We start from the raw sequence: 14,510 nt of genomic DNA on the forward strand, positions 1-14,510 counted from the left end.
GTACCTCGCCGCTAGGCGCCAGAGGCAGCGTGGAAGGCGTCGAAGAAGGCGGCCATCTTGTCGAAGTCCTTGACGCCGGGCGACTCCTCGACGCTCGACGCGAGGTCGACGGCGTAGGGCCGCATCGTGTCGATGGCCTCGGCGACGTTCGTGTCGTTGATGCCGCCGGCGAGAAAGAGCGGGAACTCGCGGGCGACCTGGCGCGCGAGGCGCCAGTTGAAGCTCTCGCCGGTCCCGCCCCACAGGCTGGTGTGGTGCGTGTCGAGAAGGATGAAGTCGGCGGCCTCGCGGTACGGCTCTGCGATGGCGAGGATCTGCTCGGCGGCGGCGTCGCTCACGACCTGCACGGTCTTCACGACGCGGAGGCCCGCCTCACGGACGGCCGCGCAGGCCTCTGGCGTCTCGTGGCCGTGCATCTGGGCGTGGGTGAACCCGCCCGCTTCGCACGTGTCGATCACGTCCTGCGCCTCGCGGTTGACGAACACGCCGACGGGCTCGGGTCCGACGGCCCACTCCATGATCTCCTTCGCGTTGCGAGGGTCGATGTAGCGCGGGCTGTCCGGGAGCTGGATAAAGCCGAGGTAGTCCGCGCCATTGGCGGCGCAGAAGCGGGCGTCTTCGAGCCGCGTGATGCCGCAGATCTTGACGCGGACGCGGTCGTCTTTGGGGTCGATGGGCAGCATCAAGCAGGGATTGAAGCGGTGCGGGCGGCGATGGCGATGGCGGTCTCCCGGCGGAGACGAGCGAGCGCGCGACCGGGGTCCTGCTCGCGCATGAGCGACGTGCCGACAAGCACGGCGTCGGCGCCAGCGGCGTGGACGCGCGCGGCGTCGTCGCCCCCAGCGATCCCGCTCTCGGCCACCTTTGCGGGACCCTTGGGGAGTTGCGGCATCAGCCGCTCGCTCAGGCCGAGGTCGATGGAGAAGTCGGTCAGGTCGCGGTGGTTGACGCCGACGGCGTCGAGCGTCGCGAGGTCGACGGCGTTGTGTGCCATTTCGGCTTCGGCTTCGCTGTGGACTTCGAGGAGCACGCTGAGCCCGAGCGCGTGGGCGCGGTCGACGAGTTCGGCCATCGTCGGCGCGTCGAGCGCGGCGGCGATGAGGAGGACCGCATCGGCGCCGAAGGCGCGGGCCTCGGCGATCTGGTACGGCGTCACGATAAAGTCCTTCCGCAAGAGCGGGAGGTCGACCGCGGCGCGGACCTGGGCGAGGTGCCCCAGCGAACCGCCGAACTGGCTGCTTTCGGTCAGAACCGAGATCGCGGCAGCGGCGGCGGCTTTGTAGGCGGCGGCGTGCTCGGCAGGCTTGTACTCGGGCTTGATCACGCCCTCGCTCGGGCTCGCGCCCTTGCACTCGGCGATAAACGAGAGGCCGTCGGGACGCGTGAGGGCGCGCTTGAGCGAGAGCGTCGGCGCGTGGTAGGCGCTGCGCTGCTGGAGTGCCGCCAGAGGCGTCAGGACCTCGCGTTCGGAGGCGGAGGCCCGTGCGGCGGCGACGAGGGTGTCGAGGATGGTGCTGCTCATGCCGTCGCGAGGTCTGCGGTGGCCTCCACGAGCGCGTCCAGCTTGCCGAGCGCGGCGCCAGAGGCGATGCTCTCGCGGGCGGCTTCGAGCGCGTTGTCGAGCCCCTTGAACTCGGCCGATGCCAGAAGCGCGTAGGCGGCGTTGAGCAGCACGATATCGGCCTGTGGCCCCGAAACGCCCCCAAGGATGGAGCGCACGATCTCGGCGTTCTCCTCTGGCGTGCCGCCCTGGAGCGCGGCGGCGCTGACGCGCGCCAGGCCGAACTTCTCCGGCACGACGGTCTGCTCCAAGAGCCCACCGTCGAACGCGTCGGAGCCGGTCTGGTAAACCGTCGTGGGAGAGGTGGTCGAAAGCTCGTCCAGCCCATCGTGGGCGTAGACCACCACGACGTGCTCGCTGCCCAGCCGCATCAGGATCTCGGCCATCATGCGTGCGGTCTCGTCGGAGAACGCGCCGATAAGCTGCCGCTTGACGCCCGCCGGGTTGCACAGCGGCCCGAGGATGTTGAAGAACGTACGCACGCCGAGTGCGCGGCGGACGGGCATCACGTGCTTGAGCGCGGGGTGGAACTGCGGCGCGAACAGGAATGCGATGCCGGTCTCGTGCAGGCACCGCTCCACGCCAGAGGCGTCGAGGTCGGCGCGCACGCCGAGCGCGCTCAGCACGTCGGCCGAGCCGCTGGAGGACGACACGCCTTTGTTGCCGTGCTTGGCGACGGGCACGCCTGCGCCAGCGGCCACGAAGCTCGCGGCGGTCGAGATGTTGAACGAGCCGCTGTGGTCGCCGCCCGTCCCACAGAGGTCGATGGGGTTGAGGTCGCCCGCGTCGACGGGGATGGCGAACTCGCGCATCACCTTGGTGAAGCCGGTGAGCTCGTCGATCGTCTCGCCTCTGGCGCGGAGGCCCATCAGCAGCCCGGCGATCTCGGCCTCAGAAGCCTCGCCGCGCAGCATGAGGTGCATCGCGCTCTCGGCCTGCGGCTGGGTGAGGGTCTCGCCTTCGGCGATGGACTGAAGGATTGGTTTCAGGGAACTCATTCTGTGGTGGGGTACGGAGTACCGGGTACGAGGTACAGGTCGGATTCGTCTTCAGAGACACGACCCGTGCGGTTGCGATTGTGGTGGGCGAGAGCCCCGGTCGCGCCTGAAATCCGAGACGCGAGGCGCGAGAGCTCATCGAACGTTTCTCGGTCGATGTAGCCGAGGTCGAGAGCAGCGTAGAGTTGAGAGCGGACCTCGCCAGAGGAGCCTCTGGCGATCAAGAGAAACCGTGCGAACTCGGCAGGGCTTCGGCGCTCGAAGCCTTCAGCGATGTTGGAGGTGATGGAGACAGCCGCGCGCTGGATCTGATCGCGAAGCCCGAAGTCTCGCGAGAATGCGCCTTCGCGTGTGACCTCGTACACACGGCGCGTCAGCTCGCGCCCGAGTTGCCATGCCTGGATGTCTTCAAAGCGCTTGAAGCCGCTCACGACGACGTACCCTGTACCTCGTACCCCGTACCCGCCCGCGCGAGCGCGGCCCGCACCCAGTTCGCCACCATCTTCGGCCCCTCCGTGGTGAGGACGCTCTCCGGGTGGAACTGGACGCCGCAGACGGGATGCGTTTTGTGCCGAAGGCCCATGATGATGCCCTCGCCTCTGGTGTCCTCGGCGCTCTCGGCCGTCACCGCCAGAGGCTCCGGGAGCGTCGCGCGGTCCACGATCAGAGAGTGGTAGCGCGTGGCGACAAAGTCGGGCTCGACGTTCTCGAAGACGCCCGAGCCGTCGTGGCGGACGCGGCTCGTCTTGCCGTGCATAAGCGCCGGCGCGTGGACCACGTCGCCGCCGTAGACCTCGCCGATGGCCTGCATCCCGAGGCAGACGCCGAAGATGGGCGTCGTGGGGCCGAGGTCGCGGATGACCGGCTCGGTGATGCCCGCGTCGGCCGGTCGGCCCGGGCCGGGGGAGATGAGGATGCCCGCCGGGTCCATCACGCGCACGTCGTCGACCGTGATCTCGTCGTTGCGGACGACGCGCATCTGGTCCGTCTCCGCGCCCACCAGGTGGACGAGGTTGTACGTAAACGAGTCGTAGTTGTCGATGACGAGGATCATGGGAGCGCCGTGGTGGCCGGGCCTCTGGCGCCAGAGGCCGGGGATTAGCGGATCGTGGTGGCGAGGCCGGTGGCTTCGCGGACGCGGGAAAGCGTGGCGGCGGCGGCCTCTTGCGCGGCGGTCGCACCCTGGCGGAGAACGTCCCACACGTCGTCCGGACGCGCCGCTAGCTCGCGGCGGCGCTCGCGCGCTTCCGCAAACTGCTTCTCGACCATCCCGAGAAGCGCCTTTTTGGCGTGGCCGTAGCCGTAGCCGCCCGCGCGGTAGCTCTCCGCGATCTCAGCGGCCTCATCACCCCCAGCGAACAGCTTGATCAGCGCGAAGACGTTGTCGGTCTCCGGGTCCTTCGGGTCCTCCAGCGGCGTCGAGTCCGTCACGATGGACATGATGATCTTCTTGAGCGCCTTGCCCTCCTCGAAGATGGGAATCGTGTTGCCGTAGCTCTTCGACATCTTGCGCCCATCGATGCCGGGCACGATGGCGACCTCCTCCATGATGCGCGCCTCGGGAACGGGCAGGATGGGCTCGGCCTCTGGCGCGAAGACGTTGTTGAAGCGGATGGCGAGGTCGCGCGCGATCTCGATGTTCTGCTTCTGGTCGGCGCCGACGGGCACGAGGACAGGCGCGCTCGGATCGCCGTAGGCGAGGATGTCAGCGGCCTGGAGGATCGGGTACGCCAGAAGTCCACCGTTTGCCGAGAGGCCCTGCGCCACCTTGTCCTTGTACGAGACGCCCTTCTCCAACTGGCTCACCGGCGTGAGCGTGAGAAACACCCACGTCAGTTCGGTCACCTCCGGCACGTCGCTCTGCACGAACAGGTGCGCGTTCGTCGGGTCGAAGCCCAGCGCGAGGTAGTCCAGCGCGACGTCGAACGTGAGCTGCCTCAGCCGCTCCGCATCGCGCAAGGAGGTCAGCGCGTGGTAGTTGGCGATAAAGAAGAAGGCGTCGGTGCGCCCCTCCGTGTTCGCCGCGTTGGCGATGTGCTGCCGGATCGCGCCGAAGTAGTTGCCGATGTGCAGCGTCCCCGAGGGCTGGATGCCCGAGAGGAGCGACGGCACGCCAGAGGCCTCTGGCGAAGGCGCGTCCGGCGAGGGCGCGTCTGGCGACGCGGACGTGGTGGGAGCGGCCTCCATTATCCGAGGTCGGCGAGCAAGGCGCGGAGCATGTTCAGGCGGTCGTTGGACTTGTCCGCGTTGTGTCCCAGGATGGCGCGCGTACGCTCCTGGTGGTGGACGGCCTCTACCTCATCGCGCAGGCGGTCTCCGAACGCGCGGTCGCGCTCCAAGAGCGTCTTGAGGGAGTCGGTGTCGTTGCCATCAAGGCCGCTGGCGGACCAGTCCATGTCCGCACCCGTCGGGGCGCTGCCACCGAGCGAGAAGATGGTCTCGTACAGCTTGTTGAGCTCGGTGCGGACGTTGGGCAGGACTACCTCTTCGAAGCGCTGGCGCACGGCGGGCGCGTCGAGGCGCTTCGCGACGTAGTCGTAGTCGCGCAAGAGGCCGAGCTGGTCGGCGACGACGGGCACGAGGCGGTCGACGGACTCCTCGCGGGAGATGTAGTTGCCAGCGCCGCCCTTGTTGAGGATCGGCCGGAGAACAGGAAACATGGTCGTAAGGGGGAGGGAAAGTGAGGCCTCTGGCGCGAGAGGCTAGAGGAGGTCGCCAGAGGCGGTCTGGAGCGCCTGAATCAGGGCCGCGGCTTTGTGGCGGGTCTCGTCGAACTCGGCCGCCGGGTCGCTATCGGCCACGACGCCCGCTCCGGCCTGCACGTAGGCCGTGTTGTCTTTGACGACGAAGGTGCGGATCGCGATGCAGGTGTCCAACGCGCCGTCAAAGCCGGCGTAGCCGACGGCGCCCGCGTACGGGCCGCGGCGAATGGGCTCCAACTCGTCGATGATCTCCATCGCGCGAACCTTGGGGGCCCCGCTCACGGTTCCGGCAGGGAAGCACGCTGCGAGGACGTCGGTCGCTTTGCGCTCGCCGACGGCGCCGGTCACGCTGCTCACCAAGTGCATCACGTGGCTGTAGCGCTCCACTTGGGCGTAGCGCTCCAGCCGAACCGAGCCCACGTCGGAGACGCGACCGAGGTCGTTGCGCCCGAGGTCGACAAGCATCAGGTGCTCGGCGCGTTCCTTGGCGTCCGCCAGAAGCTCGTCTGCCAGCGCCTGATCGGCCTCTGGTGTCGCGCCGCGCGGGCGCGTTCCGGCGATGGGGAGGACCTCGGCGCGGCGGTCGGTCCCGCGTGGGTCCACGCGTGCCAAGACTTCGGGGCTGGAGCCCACGAGAGTGAACTGCGAGCCGTCCTCTTCGAGACCGTCCACGTCCACGTAGAAGAGGTAGGGGGACGGGTTCACCTGTCGCAACGCGCGGTACAGGTTGAAAGAGTCGCCCTCGAACGGCGTCGCGAATCGCTGCGAGAGCACGACTTGAAAGATGTCGCCCTCGGTGATGTGATCCTTGGCCGTACGGACCGCGGCTTCGTACGCCCCGCGTTCCACGCTGGACGACGGCTCGCCCAACAGCCGGATCGGGTCGCCAGGGGCCGCTGGCGCGGTGAGGTCCGTTTCGAGCGCCAGAAGCCGGTCTTGAGCTTCCTCCCACGCACTGCGGAGATCCGTCTCAACGTCCAGGAAGACCGTCGCCATGAGAACGAGCTGGTGGCGGACGTGGTCGAAGGCGGCGACGAGGTCGTAGAACGCCCACACGCCGTCGGGGAGGCCCAACAGGTCCGGCGGCCCCACGCCCATGGCTTCAACCTGCCGGACTGCGTCGTACCCCACGAAGCCGACCGCGCCGCCGGTAAATCGCGGCAGGCCAGGGACGGTGGGCTGATCCACGCCTTCCAACATCGCGCCCAGCGCGTCGAACGCGGACTCGTCCACGCACTCCACGGCGTGCGGAGCCCCGTCGCCCGTGTAGGCGCCCGGCGGCCGGTGAATGAGGGAGCGCCCCCCGCGCGATTCGATGACGAGGTACGGGCGCTTCCCGAGAAAGGAGTACCGCGCGAGCCGCTCGCCGCCCTCCACGCTTTCCAGCAGGAAGCCGAACGTCCCCGGCTCTCGTAGCGACAGGAACGCGCTGACGGGCGTCAGCAGGTCCGCCGACCGCCGCGACCACACGGGCACGGCCAGGCGGTGGCCTCTGGCGATCGCCGAGGGGAGGTGGTCAGAGACGAAGCTCTGGAAGGCGTCGAAAGTCACGGGAAGGGGTATAAAAAAAGCCCGCTGCTAGGCAGAGGGCTCTCGGTCGGAAGCAGGACGCCGTCAGGCGTGCCGGGACTGAGCGCCCATCGCAGAAGCGGGGTGCCACCAGGTCCAGGCGCGGAGCGTGTCGGTCGTCATGCGGGCAAACTACGCGCGCGGCCGGGCGGGGGCAACGGGCCTCTGGCGATCCCGCCCACGCCCCAGGCGGAGCCACTGCGGCGATTATTTCTGCGCGCCAGAGGCAAAGTGCGGGGGAGGCGGCCCAATTGGTCCGACGTTTGCGTGAGGCCCCGGTGTCCACGTTTTCCGCCTCCACGTCCTGACTCACGTAACGGGATGCCCCCAACCGTTACGAGAACGCCCCTCATGATTCAGATCCTCCCAGTCATCACGAACAAAGGCGGCGTGGGTAAGACCACGACGTGCGTGAACCTGGCCGCGGCCTTCGCACTCGCCGGCCGGCGCACGCTCATCGTCGACCTCGACGGGCAAGCGTCGGCGTCGCTCACGCTCGGGCTCAAGCGGTCAGACCTCGCGGTCTCCTCGGCACAGGTCATCTTCGGTGACGTCAGCGTCTCGGAGGCCGCCGTCCAAACGAAAGTGCCGCTGCTCGACCTCGTGCCGGGCTCGATGGACCTCGCGAGCGCGGACCTCCGCCTCGGCCGCATGGCCGACCGCGTCACGCGCCTCCGCGCTGCCCTCGCGCCGGCACGGAAGGACTACGACCTGATCTTGCTGGACTGCCCCCCGTCGGCCTCGCTGCTGACGATCAACGCGGTGATGGCCGGGGACGCGCTCATCATCCCCGTCGTGCCGTCCTACCTCTCCATCGAGGGGCTGATCTCGTTTGGCGAGATGCTGCGGCACATCCACTCCGGTGTCGGGCGCATGGCGCCCGTCCTCGGCATCGCGATCACGCGCGCTGATATGGACAAGCGCGAGGTGAGGATGGCCGCCGAGGTCATCACGCAGCGCTACGGCGCCCGCGTGTTCAGCACCATCATTCACCCCGACCCCAAGCTGGAAACGGCGCCCCTGCAGGGCAAGACCGTGTTTGAGGTCGACGCGTCCACGCCAGGGGCCCTGGAATACGCGGCGCTCGCCGACGAGGTCATCGAGCGGATCACTCAACTCGCCGAAGCCGTCACGCGTGCCAAGGCGAAGCGTGCCGCTGAGGAGCTCACAACGCCCGCGCCTCCCGCGGGGCAGCCAGCCTAGGGTGAGACGATGAGCAACCCTTTCGCCGCGCTCTTCGAGGACGTTGACCGGATGTCGGACCCGATCCTGGCCGACACCGATCTTTCGGACCCGATGTTCGCGCCCATGGAGTCCATCGCGCTGGCGCCGCCTCCGGCGAGGTCCGCGCCTCCGCCCGCCGCCGCGTCCGCGCACGCGCCGCCGTCGCAAAGCGCGCCTCAGCAGAGCGCGCCGCCGCAGCCGGAGCCCCGGAGCGCCGTCCACGAGATGCTCCTGCCGCCGATGCCGAGCGCGAGCAAGCCCGCGGCAGGGCGCCGCAAGGCCATCCAGCAAGCGCTCGTGATCACGTGGGACAAGGGCAACGTGCCCGACCTCATGGAACTCAACGACCTCCTCGCTTCCGGCTGGCGCGTCGCCACGACCGCCGGCTTCCCGACCGCCGAGGGCGCACGCGGCTCGCTGCTCGTCGTCGTCGAGCAGGAGATGCCGGGCTAGCCTCTGGCGCCAGAGGCCGTTCCGTCCAGCCGCCTCTGGCGGCTCTACAAAGGTGGAACGGTGGCCGCGCCTCGCGGCTGCGGCTCACCTGCCTTCCAGCGGTTTAGGCGATCAAGCCCTGGACTTCGCCGCGCGATCCGATAACGGAATCCGCGTCCCCCTCCGCGCCGTCGCCAGAGGCCGAGGCTTCCCCACGCTGTTGGCGAGGCTCGGCGGTCATGGACCCGAGCGTAAAGATGGCTGAAGCCCACGTCAGGCCGGCTCCGAAGCCGACGAAGGCAAGCGTATCGCCGGGCTTTGCGCGCTTGTCGGAGAGCGCCTCGCTGAGCGCGATCGGGATGCTCGCGGCCGAGGTGTTGCCGTAGCGGTCCACGTTCACGACCACCTTGTCATCAGGCAGGCCGAACTCCTTGGCGGCGTACTCGATGATGCGCGCGTTGGCCTGGTGGGGGACGAACAAGTCGATGTCCTCTGGCGAGAGCCCGGACTCCTTCATCACGCGCATCAGAGAGGAGCCCATCGTGCGGGTGGCGAATTTGAACACCTCGCGACCGTTCATCTCCAGGTAGTGCAGCCGCTCGTCGATCACGCGCTGCGAAACCGGGTTCGCCGTGCCGGGGGAGCGCGCGATGATGGCCTCGGCGCCTGCGCCGTCCGAGCCGAGCTCGAAGGCGCGCATCCCGCAGTCCTCCTCCGTTGCCTGGAGCACGACGGCGCCCGCGCCGTCCCCGAAGAGCACGCACGTGGTGCGGTCGGTCATGTCGAGGTAGTTCGAGATCGTTTCCGCACCGACGAGGAGGACGGTCCGGTAGGCGCCGGTCTTGATGAACTGCTCGGCGGTGACGAGCCCGTAGACGAAGCCTGTGCAACCGACGACAAGCGTCATCGCGCCGCACTTAGCGCCCAGGGCGTGCTGGATCTGGCTGGAGACGGGCGGCACCAGATAATCCGGGCTCGACGTGGCGATCAGGATCAGGTCCAGATCCTCCGCGCCGATTCCCGCGACGTCCATCGCGCGCTTGGACGCCTCGATGCAGAGGTGGCTCGTGGCCTCGTTCTCCGCCGCGAAGTGCCGCTCCTTGATGCCGCTCCTGGACTGGATCCACTCGTCGGAGGTGTCGACGATCTGAGCGAGGTCGTCGTTGGTGACGACGCGTTCCGGGGCGTAGTGGCCCCAGCCGATGAGATTGGAGTAGAGCGGTTTCATAGCGCGGTGGGAGATCGCGGAAGGAAGGTCAACCTAAGAAGCGGCCAGGGGTTCGCCCGCGAGGGGCCGAGACACAGCCCGGCCTCTGACGAAACGACTCGCCAGAGGCCGGAAACAGGTGCGCGCCTCTGGCGCCGCAGGCTAGCGAGGCTCGCCGGGCAGCGAGAGCGCAGGCTCGCGGTCGAGGTACTCGTCGTAGAGGCGGATGTGGCGGCTGTCGATCGGCACGCGGACGCCCTCGATAAAGAGGTGCGTGATCTGCGTGGCGGGCTCGAACGGGTCGCCGGTGGCCACGAAGAGGCTGGCGCGCTTGCCGACCTCGATGGAGCCGATCTGGCTGTCCAGGCCCATGATCCGAGCGGGGATGATGGTCACGGATTCGAGCGCGTCCTGCGCCGTGTAGCCGTGCTGCATCCCGTAGGCGGCGGCGAAGCCGGCCTGGAACGGAAGGTTGCGCACGTTCTCGCTCTCGTCCGAGCGGAGCGCGACGGTCACGCCAGCAGCGTGCATAAGGCCAGCGTTCTCATACGCGCGGGAGTAGCGGTCGCTTGCGCGTGTCGGCAGGCCGGTGCTCGGGCCGGTGATGACCGGCACGCCAGAGGCCGCGATCTCGTCCGCGACGCGCCATCCTTCGGCGGCGCCGGTGAGAACGGCGCGGACGCCTTTCTCCTCGATCCACTTCAGCGCCGCCGTGATGTCGGCGGCGGAGTTGGCCTCCACCATGAGCGGCGTCACGCCGCGCAGGACGGGGAGCAGCGCCGCGGCCTCTGGCGCGTAGGGGAGCGGCTCGCGGGCGCCAGAGGCGGTCCGAGCGGAGTCGATGGCGGCGTAGCGAACGGCCTCGGCCCAGAACTCGTCGATGGTCTCGACGGCCTTTTCGTTGGCCTTTTTGATGGCCTCGTCCGTACGGCGGTCAAAGCGCCCGCGGCGCCCGCTGCGGGGGAAGTTGACCACAACGGCCTCGAAGCCGGCGTCCATCTGCGCGGGCGAGTAGCCCACGAGGTGAACGAGGGCGGCCGTTCCGGGCATCGCGCCGCCGCTCGGCTTCACGACGGCGTGCGTGACGCCGCCGACGCGCGTCACCGGGATGTGCGTGCTGGACGGGTTGACCGCGGTCAACGCCTTTACCTGCGGCACGATGTCGCCGATCTCGTTGTTGTCGACCGTGACCTCGACTGAGTTGATCTCGGTCAGGCCGATGCTCGTGCCCCCGTCGATCATGCCGGGGTAGACCGTCAGGCCGCTGGCGTCTAGGACGGTCGCATCGGCCGGCGCTTGCACGCCGGAACCCACGGCCTCGATCTCGCCGTCGCGGATCACGACCGTGCCTCGTTCGATCACGCCGTTGGTGACCGTCTGGATGCGCGCGTTGGTGATGGCGTACGTGCCGGTCTCGTACCGGTACGACGGGTCCTGAGCCGCGGCGCCAGAGGCGAGGCCGCTGGCGAGGACGAGAAAGGCGAGAGCGATCAGTCGCATGGAAGCGGAGCGTCGTGAGAGCACGAGGGAAGGGGCCTCTGGCGCCAGAGGCAAGCGGGAGCGGCGCGTCATCGGAGGACCATGCAGCCGTCCGAGTGGCGGACGAGGAGCGCGGACGTGTCCATGACCTCTTCCGAGGGGTCCACGTAGAGGCGCTGGTCGTCGCCGTCGCGGGCGCGGTCAAAGCGGACCACGCCGTCTACGAGCGTTTTCTCCACGACGGCGTAGACGGAGAGCGGGTGCGCGGAGAACAGCGCGAGATCGGCGTCCTTGCCGCGCTCGATGGAGCCGACGCGGTCGTCGATGCCGAGCTGGTAGGCGGGGTTGATGGTGATCAGCGCGAGGGCTTCGTCGTCTGAGAGGGAGCCGTAGCGCTGCGTCTTGGCGGCCTCGTGGTAGAGGTGCCTGATCATCCCCGCGTCGTCGCTGTTGATGGACGTGCGGACGCCGTTCTTGGCAAGGATGGCGGCGTTGTAAGCCGAGGAGTAGTACACCTCGAACTTGTAGCTCCACCAGTCGCTGAACACGCTCGCGCTCGCGCCAGCGGCGGCGAGCTCAGGCGCCACTTTGTATGCCTCGTTGGCGTGCTGGAACGTGACGCGCTCCACGCCGAAGTCCTGGAGCACGCCGAGGAGCATCAGGATTTCGTCAGAGCGGTAGGAGTGGCTGTGGACCAACACCTCGCCGCTGAGGATGTCCGCGAGGGTTTCCATGCGCCGGTTGATGGGCGGCAACGGACGGTTCTCGCGGCGGGCGGCCTCTTGCGCGGCGGCGTAAGCGCGCGCCTCGGTAAAGGCCTCGCGGTACACCTGCTCGATGCCCATGCGCGTGCGCGGACGAATGCCGCGGCCCTGACCGTGGACGCGAGTCGGGTTCTCACCGAGGGCGAACTTGATGGTGCGCGGTGCGCCCTCGAAGATGAGGCCGTCCGGGTCCAGGGTGCCCCAGCGGAACTTGATAGTCTCGTTCTCACCTCCGACCGGGTTGGCCGAGCCGTGCATGAGGTGCGCCGACGTGGTCCCACCGGCAAGCGCGCGGTAGATGCCGACGTCGGACGGGTCGAGCGCGTCGCGCATCTGCACCTCGGCGACGATGACGTTGGAGGCCTCGTTGACGCTGGAGAGCGCGATGTGGCTGTGGGCGTCGATGATGCCCGGCATGAGGTGCATGCCGCTGGCGTCGATGGTCTCGACGCCGCGCGGGGCGCTGAGGCCCTGCCCGATGCGGTCGATCTTGCCGTCGCGCACGAGCACGTCGGCGTTCTCCATCGTGCCGTTGGTGACCGTGTGGACGGTCGCGCCGGTGATGAGGACCGAGCCTCTAGCGTCGGCGGGGGGGAGCGTGGAAGGCGTCTGCGCCGCCAGAGGCGTGGCAAAGGCGACGAGAGCCGCCAGAAGGGTGGAGCGGATCATTCGGGCTGGCGGGTGGCGGTGATCGGGAAGGCGCCAAAGGAGCCGACGTCGGCGGTGCCCGCGAACTCCAGGCCGGACACGATGCCGGAGACGGTGATCTCGGGGCCGCTGTTGGGGGCCGTAAAGGAGAACGTGAGCGCGTTGCCGTCGAGCGCGACGGACGAGAGGTTGAGCGTCTCGCCCTGGGCGCTGAGGGTGCCCTCGAAGCTGCCGGGCGTGCCGGTGAACGTCATCGTGCCGCCCTCGCTGCTGCCGGGGAGCTCGATCTCGTACGTCCACGTGCCGACGATCTCGACGACCGCGTCCGGGTCGCCAGAGGCGGCTTTGGGCTTGTTCTCGATCTCGTGGCGCATGCCCTCGACGAACACGAAGCGCACGTCGGTGGAGTCCGAGAAGTAGTCGCCGGTGGTGACGAGGAGGTTGGCGAGCTTGCCGCGCTCGATGGTGCCGAGCGTGCCGCTGAGCCCCATCATCTCGGCCGGAGCCGTCGTGAGCGCGGCGAGCGCGGCCTCTGGCGAGAGCCCGGCCTCCACCATGCGGCGGAGGTTGGCGCGGATGTCCTTGCCCTTGGCTTCGAACGAGCCGAAGGCGAAGTCCACGTCGCCAGAGGCGAGCAGCGATGGGCTGCGCTCGGCGGCGCCGACGCTTGCGAGGCGCTGCGCGGTCAGCGCGCCCTTTTCAGCGTCCGTATCGCGGAAGCTGATCGTCCGGCGGTCGGTCACAAAGGACACGCCGCCCGGGTTGGCCGAGGACGGCGGCGGCAGCGCGATGGTGCGGCTCAGGCTGTCGGTCTTGACCGTATCCGGCAGCGCCAGCGGCGCGATCACCGATAGGCCTCTGGCGCGGATTTTGGCGAGAACGGGGGAGACGTCCGGCACACCCGCGAGGACGGTGTTCGGGATGCGCATCTCTTCGGTCACGCGGATGGCGCGGTGCGCGTCCAGCCAGCCGTCGGTGTAGAAGACGAGGGCACGGTCGCCGTCCAGAACGGGCGCGAGCGCCTCGGCGACGGGGTCGTACATCGGCCGCGTGGCGCCAGAGGCGTCGCGGCGGAAGGCCGTCCGGCTCGCGGTCTCGCGGCGCGCGTTCTCGACCGTCTCGCGCATCATGCTCAGCACGCCCATCGGGGTGCCGGGGTAGACGCCTCGGGCGGGGTCGATCTGCGCGATCGCGGTCTCGGTCTGGGGCAGGAACAGCATCTCGGCGGCCTCGCCTCTGGCGACGTTGCGCAAGAGGACGACGGCGCCGGTGCCGGCGAAGAAGCCGTCGCGCGGCGCAAGGTGCGCGGCGGTGAAGCCGGCCTCGCGGAGCGCTTTGACCTCGGCCTTGGACGCGTCGTAGAGCGTGCGCACGTCGAGGTCAGGCGTCAGGCCGGCGCGCTCGCGCGGCGGGTTACCGGGGTCGCCCTCGTAGCGCTCGGGGTCTTCGGGCTCGGCGACGCCCGCGTAGGCGAAGGCGTCGACGAAGCCGGCGTAAACGGTCAGCGAGTCGCCCTCGATGACCTGGGCGTCGAACGGAACGTCGGCGTTTTCGCGGACGGCGACGATGCGGCCGTCGCGGATGACGACCGTCGCGCGGTCGAGCACGCGCCCGGGAGCGACAACGACGCGGGCGTTGGTGATGGCGTGAGCGGTAGAAACGGGACGCCGGGGCGTGTCACCGTTAGTACCGCCGCGCAGAACCTGGCCGCTGACCTCGGCGCTCAGCAGGAGCGCCAGAGCCGCGACCGCCAGAGGGCGAATCATGCGGGAATGGGGGAGGAGCGCCCCGAAGATAGCGGGATGAAGGCCGGGTGGAGGTCCGCGCGATGGGAGAGGGATGCCGGGCGTCGCGAACCGCAGCGCGAGCCTCTGGCGCCAGAGGCCTCGGCGAGGGGGCGTTTGGGGCCGCGAGCGCCTCTATGCC

Annotated in this window: 14 protein-coding genes; 2 read left to right on the plus strand and 12 right to left on the minus strand. The window is 69.0% G+C overall.

The features are described 5' to 3' along the window. Nucleotides 1-11: 11 nt before the first annotated feature. From BSZ36_RS06235 to trpE, 8 genes are read right to left on the minus strand one after another with little or no spacing between them, the layout of a single operon-like run. Nucleotides 12-683: a phosphoribosylanthranilate isomerase gene (locus BSZ36_RS06235; RefSeq protein ID WP_094547060.1), complete on the minus strand. Its 672-nt coding sequence runs from the start codon at nt 681-683 to the stop codon at nt 12-14. Continuing rightward, complete coding sequence (locus tag BSZ36_RS06240; RefSeq protein ID WP_094547062.1) at nt 683-1,522, minus strand: indole-3-glycerol phosphate synthase TrpC; 840 nt, start codon at nt 1,520-1,522, stop codon at nt 683-685. Before BSZ36_RS06240 ends, BSZ36_RS06235 begins: the two co-directional genes overlap by 1 nt. Then, complete coding sequence (gene trpD / locus BSZ36_RS06245) at nt 1,519-2,550, minus strand: anthranilate phosphoribosyltransferase (protein ID WP_094551205.1); 1,032 nt, start codon at nt 2,548-2,550, stop codon at nt 1,519-1,521. The genes BSZ36_RS06240 and trpD overlap by 4 nt, the downstream gene beginning before the upstream one ends. A gap of 5 nt (nt 2,551-2,555) precedes the next feature. Further along, complete coding sequence (locus tag BSZ36_RS06250; RefSeq protein ID WP_094547064.1) at nt 2,556-2,990, minus strand: four helix bundle protein; 435 nt, start codon at nt 2,988-2,990, stop codon at nt 2,556-2,558. Further along, nucleotides 2,987-3,613: an anthranilate synthase component II gene (locus BSZ36_RS06255; RefSeq protein ID WP_094547066.1), complete on the minus strand. Its 627-nt coding sequence runs from the start codon at nt 3,611-3,613 to the stop codon at nt 2,987-2,989. The genes BSZ36_RS06250 and BSZ36_RS06255 overlap by 4 nt, the downstream gene beginning before the upstream one ends. A gap of 44 nt (nt 3,614-3,657) precedes the next feature. Next, entirely contained in the window at nt 3,658-4,746 is a 1,089-nt protein-coding gene (gene trpS, locus BSZ36_RS06260; RefSeq protein WP_094547068.1) for a tryptophan--tRNA ligase, read from the minus strand. Beyond that, nucleotides 4,746-5,219: a hypothetical protein gene (locus tag BSZ36_RS06265; protein WP_094547070.1), complete on the minus strand. Its 474-nt coding sequence runs from the start codon at nt 5,217-5,219 to the stop codon at nt 4,746-4,748. The genes trpS and BSZ36_RS06265 overlap by 1 nt, the downstream gene beginning before the upstream one ends. Before the next feature lie 42 nt (nt 5,220-5,261). After that, nucleotides 5,262-6,812 carry an anthranilate synthase component I gene (trpE, locus tag BSZ36_RS06270; protein WP_094547072.1) on the minus strand — a complete coding sequence of 517 codons (1,551 nt, stop codon included), beginning with the start codon at nt 6,810-6,812 and terminating at the stop codon, nt 5,262-5,264. Between the two features lie 369 nt (nt 6,813-7,181). Here trpE and BSZ36_RS06275 point away from each other — a divergent pair, with 369 nt between their 5' ends. After that, a complete protein-coding gene (locus BSZ36_RS06275) occupies nt 7,182-8,033 on the plus strand; it encodes a ParA family protein (RefSeq protein ID WP_179271056.1) in 852 nt (283 codons plus the stop codon). Between the two features lie 9 nt (nt 8,034-8,042). Next, complete coding sequence (locus BSZ36_RS06280; RefSeq protein ID WP_094547076.1) at nt 8,043-8,507, plus strand: hypothetical protein; 465 nt, start codon at nt 8,043-8,045, stop codon at nt 8,505-8,507. Nucleotides 8,508-8,610: 103 nt separating this feature from the next. On the opposite strand, the gene BSZ36_RS06285 is transcribed toward BSZ36_RS06280, so the two are convergent. The 4 genes from BSZ36_RS06285 to BSZ36_RS06300 form a co-directional block, all read right to left on the minus strand. Then, on the minus strand, nt 8,611-9,714 hold the full coding sequence (locus BSZ36_RS06285; RefSeq protein ID WP_094547078.1) for a beta-ketoacyl-ACP synthase III: 1,104 nt from the start codon (nt 9,712-9,714) through the stop codon (nt 8,611-8,613). Between the two features lie 141 nt (nt 9,715-9,855). Continuing rightward, nucleotides 9,856-11,265, minus strand: coding sequence for an amidohydrolase family protein (locus BSZ36_RS06290; RefSeq protein WP_218827587.1), 1,410 nt, complete (start codon nt 11,263-11,265; stop codon nt 9,856-9,858). Beyond that, complete coding sequence (locus BSZ36_RS06295; protein WP_094547082.1) at nt 11,262-12,605, minus strand: amidohydrolase family protein; 1,344 nt, start codon at nt 12,603-12,605, stop codon at nt 11,262-11,264. Before BSZ36_RS06295 ends, BSZ36_RS06290 begins: the two co-directional genes overlap by 4 nt. Further along, nucleotides 12,602-14,350, minus strand: coding sequence for an amidohydrolase family protein (locus BSZ36_RS06300; protein ID WP_094547084.1), 1,749 nt, complete (start codon nt 14,348-14,350; stop codon nt 12,602-12,604). The genes BSZ36_RS06295 and BSZ36_RS06300 overlap by 4 nt, the downstream gene beginning before the upstream one ends. Nucleotides 14,351-14,510: the final 160 nt, after the last annotated feature.

The sequence above is a fragment of the Rubricoccus marinus genome (genome assembly GCF_002257665.1).
Classification (GTDB): domain Bacteria; phylum Bacteroidota; class Rhodothermia; order Rhodothermales; family Rubricoccaceae; genus Rubricoccus; species Rubricoccus marinus.

Bases quoted from the DNA above. Each gene is read 5' to 3' on its own strand.
- BSZ36_RS06265 (WP_094547070.1), bottom strand. From the start codon at position 5,219: ATGTTTCCTGTTCTCCGGCCGATCCTCAACAAGGGCGGCGCTGGCAAC.
- BSZ36_RS06295 (WP_094547082.1), bottom strand. From the start codon at position 12,605: ATGATCCGCTCCACCCTTCTGGCGGCTCTCGTCGCCTTTGCCACGCCT.
- BSZ36_RS06290 (WP_218827587.1), bottom strand. From the start codon at position 11,265: ATGACGCGCCGCTCCCGCTTGCCTCTGGCGCCAGAGGCCCCTTCCCTC.
- trpS (WP_094547068.1), bottom strand. From the start codon at position 4,746: ATGGAGGCCGCTCCCACCACGTCCGCGTCGCCAGACGCGCCCTCGCCG.
- BSZ36_RS06240 (WP_094547062.1), bottom strand. From the start codon at position 1,522: ATGAGCAGCACCATCCTCGACACCCTCGTCGCCGCCGCACGGGCCTCC.
- BSZ36_RS06280 (WP_094547076.1), top strand. From the start codon at position 8,043: ATGAGCAACCCTTTCGCCGCGCTCTTCGAGGACGTTGACCGGATGTCG.
- BSZ36_RS06235 (WP_094547060.1), bottom strand. From the start codon at position 683: ATGCTGCCCATCGACCCCAAAGACGACCGCGTCCGCGTCAAGATCTGC.
- BSZ36_RS06300 (WP_094547084.1), bottom strand. From the start codon at position 14,350: ATGATTCGCCCTCTGGCGGTCGCGGCTCTGGCGCTCCTGCTGAGCGCC.
- BSZ36_RS06255 (WP_094547066.1), bottom strand. From the start codon at position 3,613: ATGATCCTCGTCATCGACAACTACGACTCGTTTACGTACAACCTCGTC.
- BSZ36_RS06285 (WP_094547078.1), bottom strand. From the start codon at position 9,714: ATGAAACCGCTCTACTCCAATCTCATCGGCTGGGGCCACTACGCCCCG.
- BSZ36_RS06275 (WP_179271056.1), top strand. From the start codon at position 7,182: ATGATTCAGATCCTCCCAGTCATCACGAACAAAGGCGGCGTGGGTAAG.